At 69.4% G+C, this 18,983-nt stretch carries 15 protein-coding genes; 5 read left to right on the top strand and 10 right to left on the bottom strand.

Features of this window, described 5'->3' with window-relative positions:
- Nucleotides 1–68 precede the first annotated feature (68 nt).
- A complete protein-coding gene (locus ABS361_17025) occupies nucleotides 69–686 on the top strand; it encodes a helix-turn-helix domain-containing protein (protein XBY43760.1) in 618 nt (205 codons plus the stop codon).
- A gap of 121 nt (nucleotides 687–807) precedes the next feature.
- On the opposite strand, the gene ABS361_17020 is transcribed toward ABS361_17025, so the two are convergent.
- From ABS361_17020 to ABS361_17005, 4 genes are read right to left on the bottom strand one after another with little or no spacing between them, the layout of a single operon-like run.
- A complete protein-coding gene (locus ABS361_17020; GenBank protein XBY43759.1) occupies nucleotides 808–1,071 on the bottom strand; it encodes a formate dehydrogenase subunit delta in 264 nt (87 codons plus the stop codon).
- The gene (fdhF, locus tag ABS361_17015) at nucleotides 1,068–3,917 is read right to left on the bottom strand and encodes a formate dehydrogenase subunit alpha (protein ID XBY43758.1); all 2,850 of its coding nucleotides are present in this window, start codon (nucleotides 3,915–3,917) and stop codon (nucleotides 1,068–1,070) included. The genes ABS361_17020 and fdhF overlap by 4 nt, the downstream gene beginning before the upstream one ends.
- A 14-nt stretch (nucleotides 3,918–3,931) precedes the next feature.
- Nucleotides 3,932–5,488 (bottom strand): NADH-quinone oxidoreductase subunit NuoF, encoded by a 1,557-nt coding sequence (locus ABS361_17010; protein ID XBY43757.1) that lies wholly within the window; start codon nucleotides 5,486–5,488, stop codon nucleotides 3,932–3,934.
- The gene (locus ABS361_17005) at nucleotides 5,488–5,976 is read right to left on the bottom strand and encodes a formate dehydrogenase subunit gamma (protein XBY43756.1); all 489 of its coding nucleotides are present in this window, start codon (nucleotides 5,974–5,976) and stop codon (nucleotides 5,488–5,490) included. Before ABS361_17005 ends, ABS361_17010 begins: the two co-directional genes overlap by 1 nt.
- A 529-nt stretch (nucleotides 5,977–6,505) precedes the next feature.
- Here ABS361_17005 and ABS361_17000 point away from each other — a divergent pair.
- Nucleotides 6,506–9,397, top strand: a complete 2,892-nt coding sequence (locus ABS361_17000) for an ATP-binding protein (protein XBY43755.1) — start codon at nucleotides 6,506–6,508, stop codon at nucleotides 9,395–9,397.
- A gap of 127 nt (nucleotides 9,398–9,524) precedes the next feature.
- Nucleotides 9,525–11,882: an MHYT domain-containing protein gene (locus ABS361_16995; protein XBY43754.1), complete on the top strand. Its 2,358-nt coding sequence runs from the start codon at nucleotides 9,525–9,527 to the stop codon at nucleotides 11,880–11,882.
- Between the two features lie 24 nt (nucleotides 11,883–11,906).
- On the opposite strand, the gene ABS361_16990 is transcribed toward ABS361_16995, so the two are convergent.
- On the bottom strand, nucleotides 11,907–12,455 hold the full coding sequence (locus tag ABS361_16990; GenBank protein ID XBY43753.1) for a DUF2934 domain-containing protein: 549 nt from the start codon (nucleotides 12,453–12,455) through the stop codon (nucleotides 11,907–11,909).
- A 203-nt stretch (nucleotides 12,456–12,658) separates the two neighbouring features.
- On the opposite strand from ABS361_16990, the gene ABS361_16985 reads away from it, so the two are divergent.
- Entirely contained in the window at nucleotides 12,659–13,069 is a 411-nt protein-coding gene (locus ABS361_16985; GenBank protein XBY43752.1) for a four-helix bundle copper-binding protein, read from the top strand.
- 18 nt (nucleotides 13,070–13,087) lie between these two features.
- Here the strand turns inward: ABS361_16985 and ABS361_16980 are convergent, their stop codons facing one another.
- The 5 genes from ABS361_16980 to ABS361_16960 all read right to left on the bottom strand — a co-directional run bounded on the left by ABS361_16980 (nucleotide 13,088) and on the right by ABS361_16960 (nucleotide 16,957).
- Nucleotides 13,088–13,960 (bottom strand): class I SAM-dependent methyltransferase, encoded by an 873-nt coding sequence (locus ABS361_16980; protein XBY43751.1) that lies wholly within the window; start codon nucleotides 13,958–13,960, stop codon nucleotides 13,088–13,090.
- Nucleotides 13,941–15,041 (bottom strand): GNAT family N-acetyltransferase, encoded by a 1,101-nt coding sequence (locus ABS361_16975; GenBank protein ID XBY43750.1) that lies wholly within the window; start codon nucleotides 15,039–15,041, stop codon nucleotides 13,941–13,943. The genes ABS361_16980 and ABS361_16975 overlap by 20 nt, the downstream gene beginning before the upstream one ends.
- Nucleotides 14,984–15,598: a glycosyltransferase gene (locus tag ABS361_16970; protein ID XBY46925.1), complete on the bottom strand. Its 615-nt coding sequence runs from the start codon at nucleotides 15,596–15,598 to the stop codon at nucleotides 14,984–14,986. Before ABS361_16970 ends, ABS361_16975 begins: the two co-directional genes overlap by 58 nt.
- An 80-nt stretch (nucleotides 15,599–15,678) precedes the next feature.
- Entirely contained in the window at nucleotides 15,679–16,137 is a 459-nt protein-coding gene (locus ABS361_16965; protein ID XBY43749.1) for a glycosyltransferase, read from the bottom strand.
- Nucleotides 16,138–16,195: 58 nt separating this feature from the next.
- Nucleotides 16,196–16,957: a PIG-L family deacetylase gene (locus tag ABS361_16960; GenBank protein ID XBY43748.1), complete on the bottom strand. Its 762-nt coding sequence runs from the start codon at nucleotides 16,955–16,957 to the stop codon at nucleotides 16,196–16,198.
- Between the two features lie 190 nt (nucleotides 16,958–17,147).
- On the opposite strand from ABS361_16960, the gene ABS361_16955 reads away from it, so the two are divergent.
- Nucleotides 17,148–18,956 carry a hypothetical protein gene (locus ABS361_16955; protein XBY43747.1) on the top strand — a complete coding sequence of 603 codons (1,809 nt, stop codon included), beginning with the start codon at nucleotides 17,148–17,150 and terminating at the stop codon, nucleotides 18,954–18,956.
- The last annotated feature ends 27 nt before the right edge of the window (nucleotides 18,957–18,983 follow it).

Genomic DNA, 18,983 nt, shown 5'->3' with positions numbered 1-18,983 from the left:
GGCGATTATCGAAATATTCCTGGTGATGCTAATCTCCGCGGTGAACCCGCGCCCCGGAGACCGTCGTCTTGAGCCAGAATCCGCACGCCGTCCGCGAGCCGAAGGAAAACAACCTCGAAATGGCGATCGGCCACGAGGTCCGCGCCGCGCGCAAGAAGCTCGGCATCACAGTCGCCGACCTCGCCGCCGCGACCGGCCTGTCGGTCGGCATGCTGTCGAAGATCGAGAATGGCAACATCTCGGCGTCGCTGACCACGCTGCAGGCGCTGTCGCGCGCGCTCGGCGTGCCGATCACGGCCTTCTTCCGCCGCTACGAGGAGCCGCGCAACGCGGTGTTCGTGAAGGCCGGCGAGGGCGTCGAGCTGGAGCGCCGCGGCACGCGTGCCGGTCACCAATACCGGCTGCTCGGCCACATCGACAACAACACCAGCGGCGTCACCGTCGAGCCCTATCTGATCCACCTGACCGGCGATTCCGACGTCTTCCCGACCTTCCAGCACGCCGGGCTCGAACTGCTCTACATGCTGGAGGGCGAGGTCGTGTACCGCCACGGCGACCAGCTGTTCCACATGCAGCCCGGCGACAGCCTGTTCTTCGATGCCGATGCCCCGCATGGGCCGGAACAACTCGTGAAGCTGCCGGCGGTCTATCTGTCGATCATCTCCTATCCGCAGAGCGGCGGTTGATCGGGCGGGAACGTCGCCCGGCTGGCTGAGGCCCCGTCTGCAACGTCCAGCCCTTGAAAGACGAATGCCGGCCGGGCGCGACAGGCGCCCGACCGGCATCCGGAAGGGTAGCGGCTTGGCTTCAAGCGCTCTTGCGCAGGGCCGGCGCCGCGAAGGTGGCGATGGCCCGCGCGGCGCGCGGATCGAGCTTCGCCACCGCCTCGCCGCTGGCCGCGGTGATGCGCTGGCGCATGCCGCGCGTCCAGAACTGAGCGATATGTTCGCGGATCGCCTCGATCGCCGTCGCCTCGTCCTTGTGGGCGAAGGCGGCCGCGATCTGGTTCGCCATGCGGACCAGCATCGGCAGGTCGTCGTGGGCGTGGCTCTGCGTGTTGTCGTTGCTCATTCGGCGGCCTCCGCGGGTGCGATGCGGCGATAGTCGACGTCGGTCCGGGCATTTTCTTCCTGCCAGCCCGAATGCCGGTTGGTGCGGCGGATCTCGACGGCGGTGACCTTGTATTCCGGACAGTTCGTCGCCCAGTCCGAATAGTCGGTCGTGATGACGTTGGCGCCCGAGAACGGATGATGGAACGTCGTGTAGACGACGCCCGGCTGCATCCGCTCGCTGACCCGCGCCTTCAAGACCGTCTCGCCGGCGCGGCTCTGGATCGCGACCAGATCGCCGTCGCGCACGCCGCGCTGCTCGGCGTCGTGCGGATGGATCTCCAGCACGTCCTCCGGATGCCAGGCCGAGTTCTCCGTGCGGCGCGTCTGGGCGCCCACGTTGTACTGCGACAGGATGCGGCCGGTGGTCAGGATCAGCGGGAAGCGCGGCGTGACCTTTTCGTCGGTGGGCACGTATTCCGTGACGACGAACTGGCCCTTGCCGCGCACGAAGCCGCCGATGTGCATGGTCGGCGTGCCTTCCGGCGCCTTGTCGTTGCACGGCCACTGCACCGAGCCCAGTTCGTCGAGCTTGGCGTAGGAGACGCCGGCGAAGGTCGGCGTCAGCCGTGCGATCTCGTCCATGATCTCGGACGGATGCGCGTAGGCCATGTCGTAGCCGAGCGCCTTGGCGAGGTCGATCGTGACCTGCCACTCCGACTTGCCCGACAGTTCCGGCATCACCTTGCGCACGCGGCTGATGCGCCGCTCGGCGTTGGTGAAGGTGCCGTCCTTCTCCAGGAACGACGAGCCGGGCAGGAACACATGGGCGAACTTGGCCGTCTCGTTCAGGAACAGGTCCTGCACGATGATGCATTCCATCGCGCCGAGCGCGGCCTGGACGTGTTGCGTGTTCGGGTCAGACTGCGCGATGTCCTCACCCTGCACATAGAGCGCCTTGAAGCCGCCGCCGATCGCCTCGTCGAACATGTTGGGGATGCGCAGGCCCTGCTCGGGCGACAGCGCCACGCCCCACATGTGCTCGAACATCTCGCGCGTGGCGTCGTCCGAGACATGGCGATAGCCGGAGAACTCGTGCGGGAACGAGCCCATGTCGCACGAGCCCTGCACGTTGTTCTGGCCGCGCAGCGGGTTCACGCCGACGCCCTCGCGACCGATGTTGCCGGTCGCCATGGCGAGGTTGGCGAGGCCCATGACCGTGGTCGAGCCCTGGCTGTGCTCGGTCACGCCGAGGCCATAGTAGATCGCGCCGTTGCCACCGGTCGCATAGAGCCGGGCGGCCGCGCGGATGTCGGCCGCCGGCACGCCGGTGATCGCCTCGGCCGCCTCCGGTGCGTTGCTCGGATCGGCGATGAACTGCGCCCAGGCCAGGAAGTCGACCATGTCGCAGCGCTCGCGTACGAAGCTCTCGTCGACGAGGCCTTCGGTCACGATCACATGGGCGATGGCATTGACCATCGCGACGTTGGTCCCCGGCTTCAGCGGCAGATGGACCTGCGCCTCGATATGCGGCGACTTCACGAGATCGATCCGGCGCGGATCGATCACGATCAGCTTGGCGCCGGCGCGCAGCCGCTTCTTCATGCGGCTGGCGAACACCGGATGGCCGTCGGTCGGGTTGGCGCCCATCACCAGGATCACGTCGGCCTCTTCGACCGACTTGAAGTCCTGCGTGCCGGCCGAGGTGCCGAAGGTGGTCTTCAGGCCGTAGCCGGTCGGCGAGTGGCAGACGCGGGCGCAGGTGTCGACGTTGTTGTTCTTGAACGCCGCGCGCACCAGCTTCTGGACGACGAACACTTCCTCGTTGGTGCAGCGCGACGAAGTGATCGCGCCGACCGATTCCGTGCCGTACTTGGCCTGGATCCGCTTGATCTCGGACGCCGCGTGACCGATCGCCTCCTCCCAGGAGACCTCGCGCCACGGGTCGGAGATCTTGGCGCGGATCATCGGCCTGGTCATGCGGTCCTTGTGGGTCGCATAGCCGAAGGCGAAGCGGCCCTTGACGCAGGAATGGCCCTCGTTCGCCTTGCCGTCCTTGAACGGCACCATGCGCACGACGTCCGAACCCTGCATCTCGGCCTTGAACGAGCAGCCGACGCCGCAATAGGCGCAGGTCGTCACGACCGAATGCTCCGGCTGGCCCTTCTCGATCACCGACTTCTCGATCAGCGTCGCGGTCGGGCAGGCCTGCACGCAGGCGCCGCAGGAGACGCATTCGCTGTCGAGGAAGTCCGTGCCGCCCGGCGACACGAAGCTCGCGAAGCCGCGGCCGTCGATGGTCAGCGCGAAGGTGCCCTGCGTCTCCTCGCAGGCGCGGACGCAGCGCGAGCAGACGATGCACTTGGCCGGATCGAGCGTGAAATAGGGGTTGGTCTCATCCTTCGGACGCGCGACCGCCTTCTCGAAATGGTTCTCGCCCGCCTCGTAGCGGACCTCGCGCAGGCCGACCGCGCCGGCCATGTCCTGCAGCTCGCAGTCGCCGTTGGCGGCGCAGGTCAGGCAGTCGAGCGGGTGGTCGGAGATGTAGAGCTCCATGACGCCCTTGCGCAGCGAGGCGAGCCGCGGCGACTGCGTCTTGACCTTCATGCCGTTCTCGGCCGGCGTCGTGCACGAGGCCGGCGTGCCGCGGCGGCCCTCGATCTCGACCAGGCAGAGCCGGCACGAGCCGAACGGCTCGAGGCTGTCGGTCGCGCAGAGCTTCGGGATCTTGGTCCCGACATGCATGGCCGCCGCCATCACCGAGGTGCCCTCGGGCACGGTGACGGAGACGCCGTCGATCTCGAGCGTCACGGTCTTCTCGGCGACCTTGATCGGCGTGCCGTAGTCGATTTCCTTGATGAGAGCCATCGGGTCGCCCTCCCTCATTCCGCCGCTGCGCGATGCGCGCGCGGCCGGTCGAAGTCCTCGGGGAAATGTTCGATCGCGCTGGTGACCGGATAGGGCGTCAGCCCGCCGAGCGCGCAGAGCGAAGCGTCGGTCATGGTCCGGCACAGATCCTCGATCAGCGTCAGGTTGTCCGCGATGTGCTCGCCGCGGATCACCCGCTCCATCGTCTCGCGGCCGCGCGTCGAACCGATCCGGCACGGCGTGCACTTGCCGCAGCTCTCCTTGGCGCAGAACTCGAACGCGAAACGCGCCTGTTCGGCCATGTCGACGGTGTCGTCGAACACGACGATGCCGCCGTGGCCGAGCATGCCGCGCCGCTGCGCGAAGGCCTCGTAGTCGAGCGGCGTGTCGAGATAGTCCGCCGGAAAATAGGCGCCGAGAGGGCCGCCGACCTGCACCGCGCGCAGCGGCCGGCCCGAAAGCGTGCCGCCTCCGAAATCGTGAACGGCCTCGCCCAGCGTCAGGCCGAACGCCTTCTCGACCAGACCGCCGTACTTGATGTTGCCGGCGAGCTGGAACGGCAGCGTGCCGCGCGACCGGCCCATGCCGAAGTCGGCATAGGTCTTGGCGCCGTCGGCGAGGATTGTCGGCACGGCGGCGAGCGACAGCACGTTGTTGATGACCGTCGGCTTGCCGAACAGACCCTTCAGCGCCGGCAGCGGCGGCTTGAACCGCACCAGCCCGCGCTTGCCCTCGAGGCTTTCGAGCAGCGAGGTCTCCTCGCCGCAGACATAGGCGCCGGCGCCGAGCCGGACCGTGATGTCGAAATCGCGGTCCGAACCGGCGATCCGGGTGCCGAGCAGGCCTGCCTTTCGGCAGGCCTCGACGGCCCGTCCGAAGGTCCGGAATGCGTGCGGATATTCCGAGCGGATGTAGATGTAGCCCTGCGTCGCCCCGACCGCGAGGCCGGCGATCGTCATGCCCTCGATGAGGATCATGGGATCGCCTTCCATCAGCATGCGGTCGGCGAAGGTGCCGCTGTCGCCCTCGTCGGCGTTGCAGACGATGTACTTCTGGTCGGCCTGCGCGCCGAGCACGGTGCGCCACTTGATGCCGGTCGGGAAGCCCGCGCCGCCGCGGCCGCGCAGGCCCGAGGCGACGACCTCCTCGACGATCTCGGCCGGCTTCATCGCCAGCGCCTTTTCCAGGCCCTTGAAGCCGCCGTGCGCCCGATAGTCGTCGACCGAGACCGGATCGATCACGCCGACGCGGCCGAAGGTCAGCCGCTCCTGGCGGGCGAGGTACGGGATCGCGTCCGGATTGCCGAGCTTGAGCTTGTGCGGCGCGCCTTCGAGCAGCGCCGGGATCAGCTGCGGCACGTCGGCGACGTCGACCGGACCATAGGCGATGCGGCCGGTCAGCGTCGCGACCTCGACCATCGGCTCGAGCCAGAACAGGCCGCGCGAGCCGGTGCGGATCACCTGCGCTTCGATGCGGCGGGCGGCGAGTTCGGCCGCGATCGCGTCGGCGACCAGATCGGCGCCGACCGAGAGGGCGGATGCGTCGGCCGGAACGTAGATGCGCAGGGTCATCACTGCCTCCCGGTCCGCGCGGCGGCGATCAGATGGTCGAGCTTTTCGCGGGTCATGCGGCCGAGCGGCTTGCCGTCGACCATGGCCGAGGGCCCGAGCGCGCAGTTGCCGAGGCAGAACACCTCCTCGACCGTGACCGCGCCGTCCGCCGTCGTCTCGCCGAGCGCGATGCCGTGGCGCGCCTCGACATGATCGACGAGGCCCTGGCAGCCGACCGCCTGGCAGGCTTCCGCCCGGCAGATCTTGATCACGGTGCGGCCGGCCGGCTCCTCGCGGAAGTCGTGGTAGAACGACATCACGCCGTGCACCTCGGCACGCGAGATGTTGAGCGCCTCGGCGATGAGCGGCAGCGCCTCGCGATCGACGTAGCCGAACGTGTCTTGCAGCGCGTGGAAGATCGGCAGCAGCGCGCCCGGCTCGGCGCGGTGGCTGTCGATGATCGTGCGCGCGGTCGCCTGGTCCCAGGCGCGAGCGGGATGCTTGGTCAATGGATCGGTCCTGCGCAGAGGGAGTGGGTTAAGCTCCATTGAACCCAATGATAAAGGGCGTTGCCTAATGGAAATCAAATCGATTGTTTCAATCGAGTGATTGCATTCGCCTATCATCGAGCCGTGAATGATAGTCTAGACCATGTGGTTGCGGTCGGCGCCGCGTGCGGATGCCGCACCGCCGCGGCCCGTTGTCCGGTGCGCCGACCGAGAGGTAGGCGGTGACCTCGTCGGCGCGCCTTCGCTGCGCGTGGGATTCGAAGTGCCCGGCTGCCGCAGATCGCAGCGGAATGTCAGATCTCAGTGACCGAGAACGCAATGCGATGCGGGTATCGCCCTGTTTCCGCAATGCGTAAAAGCCTTCGTTTACCGGCTTCAGCACGCCGACCGGCTGCGGAAACGAATATTAACCTCCGAAGTCGAAGCTCGTGTGAGAAAACGGCCGGATTCCCCGAGGCGACGCGCGATGTCTTTTCTTTCCGATGCAAGAGCGGGTGGCCGCCATGTGAGACGCGCGATGCGCGCCCTGATGAGCTTGTCGACGTTTCTGGGTTTCCTGTTGATCGCCGTGGTTTGGGGCGGCAGCCTGTTCTATCTCCGCCTCGATCGGGAGAAGACCTTCGACGCCGCCGTCGCCGAGACCGGCAATCTGGTTCGCCTGTTCGAGGTGCAGGTCGATCGGTCGATCAAGGAGATCGACAAGACCCTGCTGTTCCTGCGCACCGCCTACGAACAGGATCCGGAGGGCTTCGATCTGCCCGCCTGGACCACGAATGCCTATCATCTGAAGGACCTGACGCTGCAGATCGGCATCATCGGCGCCGACGGCATGCTGAAGTCGACCAACCTCGCGCGCCATTCGCCGCCGCTCGATCTTTCCGACCGCGAGCACTTCCTGGTCCATCGCGACACGTTCGACGACAAGCTCTTCATCTCCAAGCCGCTACTCGGTCGCGCGAGCGGCAAGTGGTCGGTGCAGCTCACGCGCCGTCTGACCAGGCCGGACGGCAGCTTTGGTGGCGTGATCGTCGCTTCGCTGGATCCTTATCATCTGTCGCGATTCTTCGAGCAGATCGATCTCGGCAACAACGGTTCGGTGACGCTCGTCGGCCTTGATGGCGTGATCCGCGCGCGCGGCAGCCTCAACGCGAAGGCGCTCGGTCTCAATATCATCAATTCGGAGGTGTTCGACCACCTGAAGCGGCAGTCGTTCGGGCACTACATCGGCTCCGGCCGGATCGACGGCACGATCCGGGTGGTGTCCTACCGCGGGCTGCAGGATTTCCCGCTCGTCGTGACCGTCGCGAAATCGATGGATGCGATCTTCTTGGCGCACGAGGACAACCGCCGGACGGTGTTCTGGGTGGCCGGCGTCGCGACCGCCCTGTTGTCGCTCGTCGTGCTCAGCGGCATCGCGCACGAGTGGCGGCTGTTGCGGGCGCGCGAGGCCCAGCGCCTGTCCGAACGCCGGGCGACCGAAAAATCCGAGCAGCTCGAGACCACCTTCCGTCACATGAGCCAGGGCATCGTCATGATGGATGGCCGCGGTCTGGTGAAGGTCGCCAACCCGCGCTCGAACGAGCTCTTGCGGCTCGGCACCCCGATCGTGCCCGGCATGGTCCTGCCGGTCGCGGAGGGCGCCGACCGGATCATCGAGGCGGAGGCGCTCGGCACGAAGGTCGTGCACAGGCCGGATCCGGATACGGTCGTCGAGATCGGCGCCGATCCCATGCCGGACGGCGGTTGCGTGGTGACCGTCACCGACGTGACGCTGCGCCGCCGGCACGAGGCGGCGCTGGCCGAGGCGCGCGACCGGGCCGAGGCGGCAAACCGCGCCCGCGCGGCCTTCCTCGCCATGATGAGCCACGAGATGCGCACGCCGCTGAACGGCGTCGTCGGCATGGCGAGCCTGCTCGAGGGCACCGCGCTCGATACCGATCAGCGCTCCCTGGTCGGCACGTTGAAGCGCTCGGCCGATCATCTGCTCGTGCTGATCGACGACGTGCTCGACTTCTCCAAGCTCGAGGCCGGCCGCCTCGAAATCGAGAACCGGCCGTTCGATCTCGTCGATGTCGTCCGCTCGACCACCGAAATGCTCCGCACCAAGGCCGACGAGAAGGGCCTTGCGCTCGTGGTCCGCACCGCAGGCTCGGTGCCGGCCCGCGTGCTCGGCGATCCGTCCCGGCTGCGCCAGATCGTCATCAATCTCGTCGGCAATGCCGTGAAGTTCACCGAGCGCGGCGAGGTCGAGGTCACGATCGCGGGCGTGCCCGCCGGCGAACACGTCGCGATCGAGATCGCGATCCGCGACACAGGCATCGGGATCGCCTCCGAAGATCTGCCGAACCTGTTCCAGGAGTTCGCCCAGGTCGACGCTTCGATCTCCCGCCGGTTCGGCGGCACCGGCCTCGGGCTTGCGATCTCGCGCAAGCTCGCCCGCCGCATGGGCGGCGACGTCACGGTCGCCAGTATGCCGGACGAAGGCTCGACCTTCACCTTCGCTGCAGAGTTCGCGATCGCCGCGCTCGCGGCCGAGACCGACGTGATCGCGGTCGCGGCACCGGTGCCGGAGGCCGCGCCTTGCCGCGTTCTGGTGGCCGAGGACAACCCGACCAACATGCTGGTCGCGACCCGGATCCTGCAGAGCCTCGGCCACAGCGTGAGGGGCGTCGAAGACGGCCGCGCCGCCTGCGACGCGCTCGCGGCGGAGGCTTTCGACATCGTCCTGATGGACGTCATGATGCCGGGCATGGACGGCTTGGCGGCGACCCGCGAGATCCGCGCTTCGGGCGGCCCCATGGCCAATGTACCGATCGTGGTGCTGACCGCCAATGCGCTCGCGGAGGACTATCGCAACGCCGTCGAGGCGGGCGCCGACGGCTTCGCCACCAAGCCGATCGACCGAATTTCGCTCGGGCGGGTCATTGCCGAGACCTTGGCCGCGCGGGCATCGCGCGGCGGAGGCGAGCCGCCGCCGCCTGCCGGTCGGACCGGGCGCGACCGGGGCGACCGTCCGAGCGGCGCGGGCGCAAATGCCGGGGACCGGATCGCGCTCCACGAAGGTGCCGAGCCCGATGGCCAGGATCATCCCGACCGGACCCAGGCGCTGCTCGACGAGCAGGCCCTCACCCGCCTCTATGATACGGTCGGCGAAGCGATCGGCCGGGAGATCGTTCAGGTGTTCCTGGAGGACACGGCGCGCAAGCTCATCGAGCTGCCGAGCCTGCCGCTCTCGGATCTGATCCGCGAAGTCCATGCGCTGAAGTCGAGCGCCGCCACGCTCGGGCTCTCGGCCCTGTCGACCGCCGCCGCGCGGATCGAGGCCGAGGCGCCGTCGCTCGACCGTGGCCGGCTCGACCGCTCCCTGGTCGGCCTTCGCGACCAGTTCGACGCGGCCTCGACGCTGCTCATGTCCGCGTGATGATGCGATCGGTCGTGCGCGGGCGCCCGCCGGCCAAGGATCGTGGAACAATGCAACGGCGGGCGACGTTACACGTCGAGGCGCCGTCGCCCCGTTTGCGTCGCCGTGAGCCCGGGCCCCTCCGATGATGTTGCAAGGCACGCATCATTTCTTTCTCGTTCTATTGTCCGTCCTGATCGCCATCGCCGCCTCGTACACCGCCATCGATCTGGCCGCGCGCGTGCGGTCGGCCACGGGGGCCGGGCGCTTCGGCTGGTTGACGCTCGCCGCCTTTGCGATGGGCGGCGGCGTCTGGGCCATGCACTTCATCGCCATGCTGGCCTTCGTGCTGCCCGGCGCCGAGATCCGCTATGCCCTAGGCGAGACGGCGATCTCGTTCCTGGTGCCGATCCTCGGCACCGGCGCGGCGCTGGCGCTGATGGTCCGGTTCGGTACCGGCGGCGTGGTGCTCGGCATCGCCGGCGCCATGATCGGCCTTTCGATCGCGGTCATGCACTACCTCGGCATGCACGGGATCCGTGGCGCGGTCGTCATTCATCAGAGCGTCTGGCCGGTGGTGGCCTCGACCGTGGTGGCGATCGTCGCGGCGACCTTCGCGTTGCGGCTGTCGGTCGCCGACACCTCGGTGCGGCGCCGCATCGCCGCCGCGATCGTCATGGGCTTCGCCGTCGCCGGCATGCACTTCACTGCGATGTCCGGCACGCGTTTCGCGTTGGCCGAAGGAGCAGGCATCAGCGGTGCGTTCGATCAGATCGCGGTGGCGCTCGCCGTCGCCTTCGTGGCGGTCCTCGTCCTCACCCTGGCGCTTATCGCGGCCCATGTCGACCGCCGCCGCGCCCATATTGCCGGCAGCGAGGCGGACGCGCTCAAGGAGAGCGAGTTGCGCTTCCGCATGCTGGTCGACGGCGTGACCGACTACGCGATCTTCATGCTCGATCCGCACGGCTACGTGACCAACTGGAACAGCGGGGCGCAGCGTTCGAAGGGTTATCGCGCCGAGGAGATCGTCGGCCGGCATTTCTCGACCTTCTACACCGAGGAGGAAAAGGCGCTCGGCCTGCCGCAGCAAGCGCTCGAGACGGCCGAGACCGAGGGAAAGTACGAGGCCGAGGGCTGGCGCGTGCGCAAGGACGGTTCGCGCTACTGGGCCCATGTCGTGATCGACGCCATCCACGACGAGGCCGGGCGGCTGGTCGGCTTTGCCAAGATCACCCGCGACGTGACCGAACGGCGCGAGGCCCAGCGCAAGCTCGACGAGACGCGCCAGCAGCTGATTCATTCTCAGAAGCTCGAGACCATCGGCCAGCTCACCGGCGGCGTCGCCCATGACTTCAACAATCTGCTCGCGGTGGTGATCGGCAATCTCGAACTCTTGAAGAAGCGCATCCCCGACGATCCCAAGCTCGCCCGTCTGGTCGAGACGGCGCTGAAGGGCGCCCATCGCGGCGCGTCCCTGACCAGCCGCATGCTGTCCTTCGCCCGCAAGCAGGATCTGAAGCCGGAAGCGATCGACGTGCCGAAGCTGGTCGCCGACACGACCGATCTTTTGCAGCGCTCGCTCGGGCCCAAGGTCCGTATCGAGACGCATTTCCCGCTGCATCTCTCCGCCGCGCATGTCGACGGCAACCAGTTCGAGCTCGCGCTGGTCAACCTCGCCGTCAATGCGCGCGACGCCATGCCCGACGGCGGCGTCCTGACCCTTTCGGCCCGCGATGCGACGATCGCCCCGGACGACCCGCGCGCGGCGCCCGAGGTGCTGGCCCACGGCGGCCTCGCGCCGGGCCCCTATGTGGTCGTATCGGTTTCGGACACCGGCGTCGGCATGGACGCGGAAACCCTGTCGCGGGCGGTCGAACCGTTCTTCACCACCAAGGGGATCGGCAAGGGCACCGGGCTCGGCCTGTCGATGGTCCATGGTCTCGCCGCCCAGTCCGGCGGCGGCCTGGTGCTGAAGTCGACGCCCGGCAAGGGCACCACCGTGGAGATCTGGCTGCCGGTCGATAGCTCGCGCGCCGAGGTCGGGCCCGATTCGCAGGCGGGGGCCGGCCGGGATCCGGCCGCGCCGCTCGATATCCTCGTCGTCGACGATGACGCGCTCGTGCTCATGGCCACCGCGGCCCTGATCGAAGACCTCGGCCATCGCGTGACCGAGGCCTATTCGGCCAGCGAGGCCTTGAGCGTGCTGCGCGGCGGCCGACGTTTCGATCTGGTCCTGACCGACGAGGCCATGCCCGGCATGACCGGTTCGGCGCTCGCGCGCCGCATCCGGGAGGAATGGCCGCGCCTGCCGGTGGTGATCGGCACCGGCTATGCCGAGCCGCCCGATACGCTCGACCAGCGTCTGCCGCGGATATCGAAGCCGTTCGACCAGCGCACGCTGGCGCAGACGTTCGAGACGGTGGTCGGTCGCACGATGGGAGCGAGGCCCGCCCCGGCCCCATCCCGAGCCGATCGTCCGGTTTCGGCGCCGATCGGCTCGGGCTGATCGCTCGTTGTCCGCTGCGAGACCTCAGCCCCGGAACGGCGTGCGGCGCGGATCGGTGCTGCCGGCCGCGCCGGTGTCGCGATCGAGCCCGGCACGATCGAGCCCCGAATCGGTCTGCGTGGCGTCGCCGCCGCCGGAGAGCACGCTCGGGTTGGCGCTGGCCGCGCCGCCGGGGTTGGGCTCGCCACGCTTGCGGACGAACTGGCCGGACGCATCGCCGCGGATGTCCTCCGCAGCCCCGCCGGGCGGTCCTTCCGGCCCCATGTCGGCGGTTGCCGCCTCCGTCGCCCGCGACGGCGCCGTCTGCTCGCCTTGATCCGCCATTTCGGGCAGGTCGCCGAGATTGGCCATGGCGAGCGCCGGCTCGACCGGTTCCCCGGCCTCGCCGATCGGCTCCAGCGTGTCGCGGTAGCTGTCCTTGATCGCCACGATCTCGCGCGCCTCGGTCAGAAAGTCTTCCTCGCGGCCGGACGGGCGGCCCTCGGCGATCCAGAGCTCCTTCGCCTTGTCGCGCACGCGCTGCTCGTCGTTGCGCCGGTCCTCGTCATGGGGACGGATTTGGGCTTGCGCCATGTCGCTCTCCTCTGTCGGCCGGAGAGGAAGGCCGCGTCGGCCCCGGCGCTCCGGCGCGGATGATCGGTCCGGGCCAACGAGGGGGCCATGCGATTGTTCCGGCGCGGAACGGCGCGCGATCCGGGACCTCGGCATGGCCGCCGAGGAACCACGGCGGACCTCGGCCGTTCTGCCGGGATCGAACCTACTTTCGGAGGCGCGCCATGCATGTCCAGGCGATGATCAGCTCACACCCCCAGCTCCGCGGCGAAGTGAACCGGACGCTCGTCGCCGCGATCGAGGCGGCCTATGTCTGCGCGCAGACCTGCACGGCCTGCGCCGATGCCTGCCTCGCGGAAGAGGACGTCACCAATCTGAGCCGCTGCATCCGGCTCGATCTCGATTGTGCCGACATCTGCAGCGCGACCGGCTCGGTCGCCTCGCGGCGGACCGGATCGAACGAGGCGGTGATGCGGCACATGCTGGAAGCCTGCGCCGAGATCTGTCGGCTCTGCGCGGAGGAATGCGGCCGCCACGCCCACCATCACGATCATTGCCGCGTCTGCGCCGAGGCGTGCCGGGATTGCGACGAGGCCTGCCGGGCGGCCATCGAGACCCTCGCCCCGATGCAGTGACGGGGCGATCGCGCCCGCTCAGGCGACGGCGAGATCGAAGAGCTCGCCGTCCCAATGCGCAAAGCCGCCCGGCCGCGCGGCGAGAACACGGAGCCCCGCGACCGCGGCGAGCCGAGCGATCGACCAAGCCCGGTCCGCGTGATCGCCGGCATAGGCATAGTTCAGGATCCGGACCCGGCCGCCGCCCGCGAGCAGGCGACGGAACTCGGCCAGCTGTTCGATGACGCGCTCCTCACCTTCGGCAGCGACATAGGGAAAGCTGTCCAGTGCGACGATCAGGTCGAAACCTCCGGTCACAAGGAAGGCGAGGTCGCGGCCGTCGCCTCTGACGACCATGGCGTTGCCGTCTTCGGCGATGGCCCGTCCTGCGGCCTCTGCCATGTGCGCCGACAGCTCGACGCCGACGACACGGCCGACCCGAGGCGCCAGCGCGGCCATGAGCCGGCCGGCGCCGCAGCCGAAATCGAGAACGGTCGAAGCCGGCGAGAGCAGGTCGTCGGCCGCGAGCGACGCGATGATCTCGCCGGTGGCGGCGGCCAGCAGGTCGGCCCGGCCGAGGGCGTAGAGCGCCACCGCCGCGCCTTCGTCGATCTCCGCCGCCCGGTCGAACAGTGTCTTCCACAGTGCCGGAGACGCCGCGCCGCCGCGTGTCGGCTGTTCCAGTGCCCGGATCGCGGCCAGTCGGTCGAACGCGCCGGGGCAGGCGTCGAGCAGTGCCGTCAGCGCGGTCACGCGATCGGAAACGGTCGCACGAGCGAGAGCGGCCCGCGCGGCGGTCTCGCTCGGCGCGGCCAGCAGGATATGCATCAGCGCGACATTGATCGGCTCGGAACTGCCCGCCGCTGTGGCGACGGCCGCGTCGAGCGCGGGGTCAGGCCGGGACGAAGACATCACGGCCGATGCTCGAGGGATGGCCCCGATCGCGCGGCGCGATCACCATCCGCCCGTTGGGGCGGTCCACCGCGCCCCAGGCGAACTTGTAGGCTTCGCCGCCGCGCAGGAACCGGAAGGCGCGCGCACCCTCGGCGATGGCGGCCTCGATCGCAGCGCCCATCAGCAGCGCGCCCGGGCTTATCCGCTCGAAGGCCGGATCGAAGGCGCCGAGATAGGCGGCGTGGTGACCGGGACCGGCGAGACCCAACTGCACGGCGACGACGCCATTGTCGACGCGCAGACGGGTGAGGCGCAACAATCCGGCCTCGGCCAGCGGCACCGCCGCAGCCTCGAGAAAGGTGCGGAACGCCGGGTCGGCGAGAACGGGCGCCTCGTCGCGATCCGCCCAGCGTAATGTCTGGAGCCGGACCAGGTCGCCGATCGCCGCCATGGCATCGCCTCCAATGACGGCCTCGATCTCGATCCCGCCGGCCGCCTCGGCGCGGTGGTGCGCCATGCGCATTTTCCGGCGCCGCCGGGCCGGCACGACGGCCTCGAAATCCGCTCCTTCCGGCAGCGCGAGCACGGGGCAGGGCGAGCCTTGTGCCAGCCGCCCCCGGCCGGCGAGGAGCCTCGCGGCGTGCGAGCCGGCAGCGAGCTCGGGGAGTTCGATCTCCGTCGCGGTCCGGTCTGCCAGGGATTCGACCGCCCTTGCCAGCATCGGGCCCGCCTCCGGCACGGATCGGTCGATCAGCAGGTCGAACTGGTCGCTGATCCCGACACCGAGCGGCTGGATGGGTGCGCCCGGCCGGCGATAGAGGGGCGCGAACCCGACCAGCGCCTCCTCCGACCAGACCGCGATCGCGTAGAGATCGCCTGTACCGAACACCGACCACCAGGGCAGCAGCCAGGCCGGCGACTGAAACGCCGTCGGTTGCTCAGCGGCATGCCAGAGCCGCCACCAGTCTGCGACGAGACCCGCGAGCATGGCGGGGTCGCGGACGACCTCCGCGCAGATGTCCGAGTTCGGCCGCGGGGCGATCATCGGATCGACTCCCACCGCGACTGTGGGCGGGCCTGATCCCGCGGCGTCGCCCATGCCACGTCGCCCTCGACCGGCGCGCCGGTGCCGTCGTCGAAGCACGGCGGGCGGCGGCCCTCTGCGAGATCCCGGTAGAGCGTGATCGTGCGTTCGGCCATCGCAGCGGCCGAGAACCGCAACCGAGCGACCGCCCGGCAGGTCGCCGGATTGATCGTCCCGACGGCTTGGATCGCCGCCGCCAGATCACCGGGTTCGGCGACGATCAGGCCGGTCCGGCCGTGTTCGACCGTCTCGGCCAAAGCGCCGCGATCGAGTGCCACGACCGGCGTGCCCGACGCCGCGGCCTCGCGCGCGACCAGCGAACTGGTCTCGTCGATGGTCGAGGCGACGATCAGACAGCGCGCCGCCGCCAGGAGCCGGCGTTTCTCAGCTGCGCCGACCGCGCCGAGATACCGGACGTCCGGCCCGAGCCGGGGCCGGATCTCGGCATGGAAATAGGAAAGGTGAGCCGGATAAGGAAAGACCTCGCCGCCGATCAGGATCGGCAAGCCCGCTGCCCGTGTCGCGTCGATCGCGAGATGGATTCCCTTCTCGGGGCAGATCCGGGCGAGCACGAGCGCGTGCTCGCGTCGGGCGAGGGGAATGTCGATGGCCGGCGTGAAGGCCTCGACATCGATGCCGTTCTCGATCGGAGTCAGCAGCCCCGGCAGCGCCGCCGCGCCGCGGGCCTGTGTGCGCGAGACCGGCAGGAGCCAGAGATCCGGCCGCTCGATCCTGAGCGCCTCGCCATAGGTCGCCACCGGCAGGTGCAGCGATACCACCACCGGGGGCCAGCGGGCGGCAGCGTGGTCGCGAAGTCGATGCCGTGCATATGGACGACGTCCGGTCGGCAGCCGAGCAGCGCCTCGTCGACCGCTGCCCGGGCCCGTCTTTCCGCTGCCGCCCGCGCGACACCGTCGATCAGGCCGTCCGCGCCGCGATAGGCAACGAGCTCGCCCGCGATCGACGAGCCGGCCTGCGCGACGACCACGGAGCGGTGGCCGCGGGCGACCAGGGCGCGGTCGAGCAGATGCAGGATCTGCTCCGCGCCGCCGGAGACATCCGGCCCGACCGGTGCATGGGTGTAGGCGATGGACAGAATGGTCAGGCCCACGCGTCGGCCTCCGCGATCGTTCCGGGTTGCTTGAGGTCGTCGAGCGCCCGGGCCGCCATCACCGGCCAGAGCCGGGCGTCGAGCCCCAGTCCCGATCGGCGTAGAGGACGGCCCCGCCATTCGGCAGCGCGCGGAAGTTGCGCGGTCGGGCCGGGCGGAAACGCTCGAAGGCAGTCGAGAACGGCGTCAACGTGGCCGCCTGCGTGGCATGGGCGGCGAGCATGCGCGCCTTCAGCGCGCGCTCGGCCTCCCCGAGTGGCAGCGTGACCTCGCAGGGGCCGACGTCGGCGAAATGCTGCAGGACCATGTCGTCGCCGGCGCGGTGATAGAACGGCATCTCGACGACCTCGACGGGTCGCTCCAACCGCTCCACCGCGGCCGCGACGGCGAAGGCGACGGCATCGTGGTCGGGATGCCCGCCTTCGAAGGCGTGGGTGAGAATCGCCGCGAGCCCGAGGGCGTCGATCAGCGATGCGAGCGTCCGTGTCAGGCGGGGCAGCGCATGCGCCGCACCCTGATCGGCAAGGCCGAGCCGTCGGATGTTCGACGACGCCACGCCGGCGAGCGACAGGGCGAGGTCAAGTTCGCGCGCCCGCGCGGCCGCATAGGCATCGATATCGGCGAAGCCGTGCGTGCGCGCATCGATGCCGTTCGCCGGCGCGCCGTCGGTCACCACGATCACCTGCACGCCGTCGAGCCGCGCCAGCAAGGCGCCGCAGCCGATCGTCTCGTCATCGGGGTGGGCGACGATCACCGCGCTCCGCCGTGCGTCGATCCGCCCGCGCTTGGCCTCGGCGATACGTTCGATGAGCCGGGGCATGCGTCTCCTCCTCGTCCACAGGACCGCGCGACGGCGCCGCTACGGCTGGAACGTTGCGCGGGCAACGGCTTCGATCTGCGTGTTGTTCCGGAGGGCTGGAACTGCGAGGCCACGGTTCCGTTGGAGGAAGCCGGACCGACCGTGAAGCCTGCGTCCGGCACAGCGCTCTCGGGAGCGGGGACTGCGCCGGATGCTCGTCTACGGAGACCAGGAAGACATCGTGGCGGTTCTGCCGCAGCTGCGCCGCCTCCGCGACCGGCTGGTGCAGGCAGCGCAGCGGCCGCCATCGGCGGGCGCGGCCTCCGATCTCTTGGATCTGTTCGTCGACGCCGGCGCCCTTGCCCAAGGGCTGGTCGATGCCGACTGCCATGCCGCCGGCGAGGTCGACCGCACGACGCCCGACACGGAAGCGCTGTGCGCCTGGATGCTGGCGCTCGCCCGGTTGATCGAGGCCGAGGCCGCCAGCGATGCCTTCGTCCATCGATGGGCGTTGCGCGCGGCGATGGCGACCACCGATCTCCTGCTGCTGCGCGACTGGCCGACGCGTGTCGCGGTCCGGCATGCGGAGGGTTTCGCGCACTACGGCCTCTATCCGGATCAGTTCCTGGCCGCGGGCCGCCGCCTCGCCGCCGACGCCGCGGGACCGCCCGTGGTGATCGGGCTGCGTTCGATCGGCCTGCCGCTCGCCGCACTCGTCGCGGCGGCGAGCGGTGCGGAGAGCTTTGTCACCCTGCGGCCGGTCGGGGACCCGTTCGCCCGTCACCTGTCGGTCGATCCGGTGCTCGTCGACCGCCTGGCGGCCCCGGACGAGACGCGGATCGCGATCGTCGACGAGGGGCCGGGTCTCTCCGGCAGTTCCTTCGGCGCCACCGCGGATCTCTTGGAGCAGCATGGCGTGCCTCGGTCGCGGCTGGTCTTCTGTCCCGGTCACGCCGGCGATCTCGGATCCGCGGCTCAGCCGGCCCATCGCGCGCGCTGGGCCGAGGTCCAGCGGATCGTCATCGACTTCGACACCGTGTTTCTCGGGGCCGATCGCCGCCTCGAACGGCTGGTCGGCGCGGCGCTCGGTGCGCCGGCGCGGCTGGTCGCGGATCTGTCGGCCGGTCGGTGGCGGGGCGCCCGGCGGTTTCGACGCCCGCCCGCCGTCGACGCGGGCAAGGAGCGGCGCAAGTTCCTGTTCGAAACGCCGGACGGACCGGTGCTGGCGAAGTTCGCCGGCCTCGGTTCGCCGGCGCGCGCGGCGGTCGCCCGCCAGCGGCGGCTCGCCGAGGCCGGCTTCGCCCCTGCGGTGCTCGGCGACGTCTATGGCTTCGTCCTCGACCGCTTCGAGCGCGACGCTGCGATCCTCGATCCCCAGGGTCCGGACCGGGATCGCTTCCTCGACCGGCTCGGCGACTATCTCGGCTTCCGTGCCGCCGCTTTCCCGGCCGACCGGACCGGCGCCTCGCTGGAGACGCTCGCGGAGATGCTGCGGATCAATGTCGCCGAGGAGCTCGGCATCCGTCACGACGGCATGGCCGATCTCGCCGGGCGCCTCTCGGGCCGGCATGGGCATCCGGTCCACATCGACGGCAGGCTCCGCGCCTGCGAATGGCTGATGCTGCCGGATGGCCGCATCCTCAAGACCGACGCCGTCGATCACGACCGCTCGCATGATCTGATCGGCCCGCAAGACATCGCCTGGGACATTGCGGGCGCGACCGTCGAGTTCGATCTCGATCTGGCCGAGCGTGATCGTCTGATCACGCGGATCGAACTGGCCGCCGATCGCGCGGTCGACCGCGCGCTGCTCGATTTTCTGATCCCCTGCTATGCGGCGTTCCAACTCGGCGCCTGGCGCTTCGCCCATGACGCAGCGGCGGACGAGCGTTCGGCGATCGAAACGGAAATCGCAAGGTACGTCAGATGGTTGGGGCGAACGATCATTCCGTCGGGTAATATTTTTCAGTCTGGAACAAGCTTCGAGACATCGGCGTTGCGCCTGCCGTCCTTGCCCTGACCGACCGGGTTGCCGTCGGCGGGGCGC

The organism is Ancalomicrobiaceae bacterium S20, from assembly GCA_040269895.1.
Taxonomy (GTDB): Bacteria; Pseudomonadota; Alphaproteobacteria; order Rhizobiales; family Ancalomicrobiaceae; genus Methyloraptor; species Methyloraptor flagellatus.
The sequence above is the reverse complement of the archived record's forward strand: the minus strand, read 5'-3'. Positions and strand labels throughout refer to the sequence as shown.

What these genes read in the sequence shown, in the direction of transcription:
- ABS361_17020 (XBY43759.1), bottom strand. Translation starts at nt 1,071, where the DNA reads ATGAGCAACGACAACACGCAGAGCCACGCCCACGACGACCTGCCGATG.
- fdhF (XBY43758.1), bottom strand. Translation starts at nt 3,917, where the DNA reads ATGGCTCTCATCAAGGAAATCGACTACGGCACGCCGATCAAGGTCGCC.
- ABS361_17010 (XBY43757.1), bottom strand. Translation starts at nt 5,488, where the DNA reads ATGACCCTGCGCATCTACGTTCCGGCCGACGCATCCGCCCTCTCGGTC.
- ABS361_17000 (XBY43755.1), top strand. Translation starts at nt 6,506, where the DNA reads ATGAGCTTGTCGACGTTTCTGGGTTTCCTGTTGATCGCCGTGGTTTGG.
- ABS361_16995 (XBY43754.1), top strand. Translation starts at nt 9,525, where the DNA reads ATGTTGCAAGGCACGCATCATTTCTTTCTCGTTCTATTGTCCGTCCTG.
- ABS361_16990 (XBY43753.1), bottom strand. Translation starts at nt 12,455, where the DNA reads ATGGCGCAAGCCCAAATCCGTCCCCATGACGAGGACCGGCGCAACGAC.
- ABS361_16985 (XBY43752.1), top strand. Translation starts at nt 12,659, where the DNA reads ATGCATGTCCAGGCGATGATCAGCTCACACCCCCAGCTCCGCGGCGAA.
- ABS361_16980 (XBY43751.1), bottom strand. Translation starts at nt 13,960, where the DNA reads ATGTCTTCGTCCCGGCCTGACCCCGCGCTCGACGCGGCCGTCGCCACA.
- ABS361_16975 (XBY43750.1), bottom strand. Translation starts at nt 15,041, where the DNA reads ATGGGCGACGCCGCGGGATCAGGCCCGCCCACAGTCGCGGTGGGAGTC.
- ABS361_16960 (XBY43748.1), bottom strand. Translation starts at nt 16,957, where the DNA reads ATGCCCCGGCTCATCGAACGTATCGCCGAGGCCAAGCGCGGGCGGATC.
- ABS361_16955 (XBY43747.1), top strand. Translation starts at nt 17,148, where the DNA reads ATGCTCGTCTACGGAGACCAGGAAGACATCGTGGCGGTTCTGCCGCAG.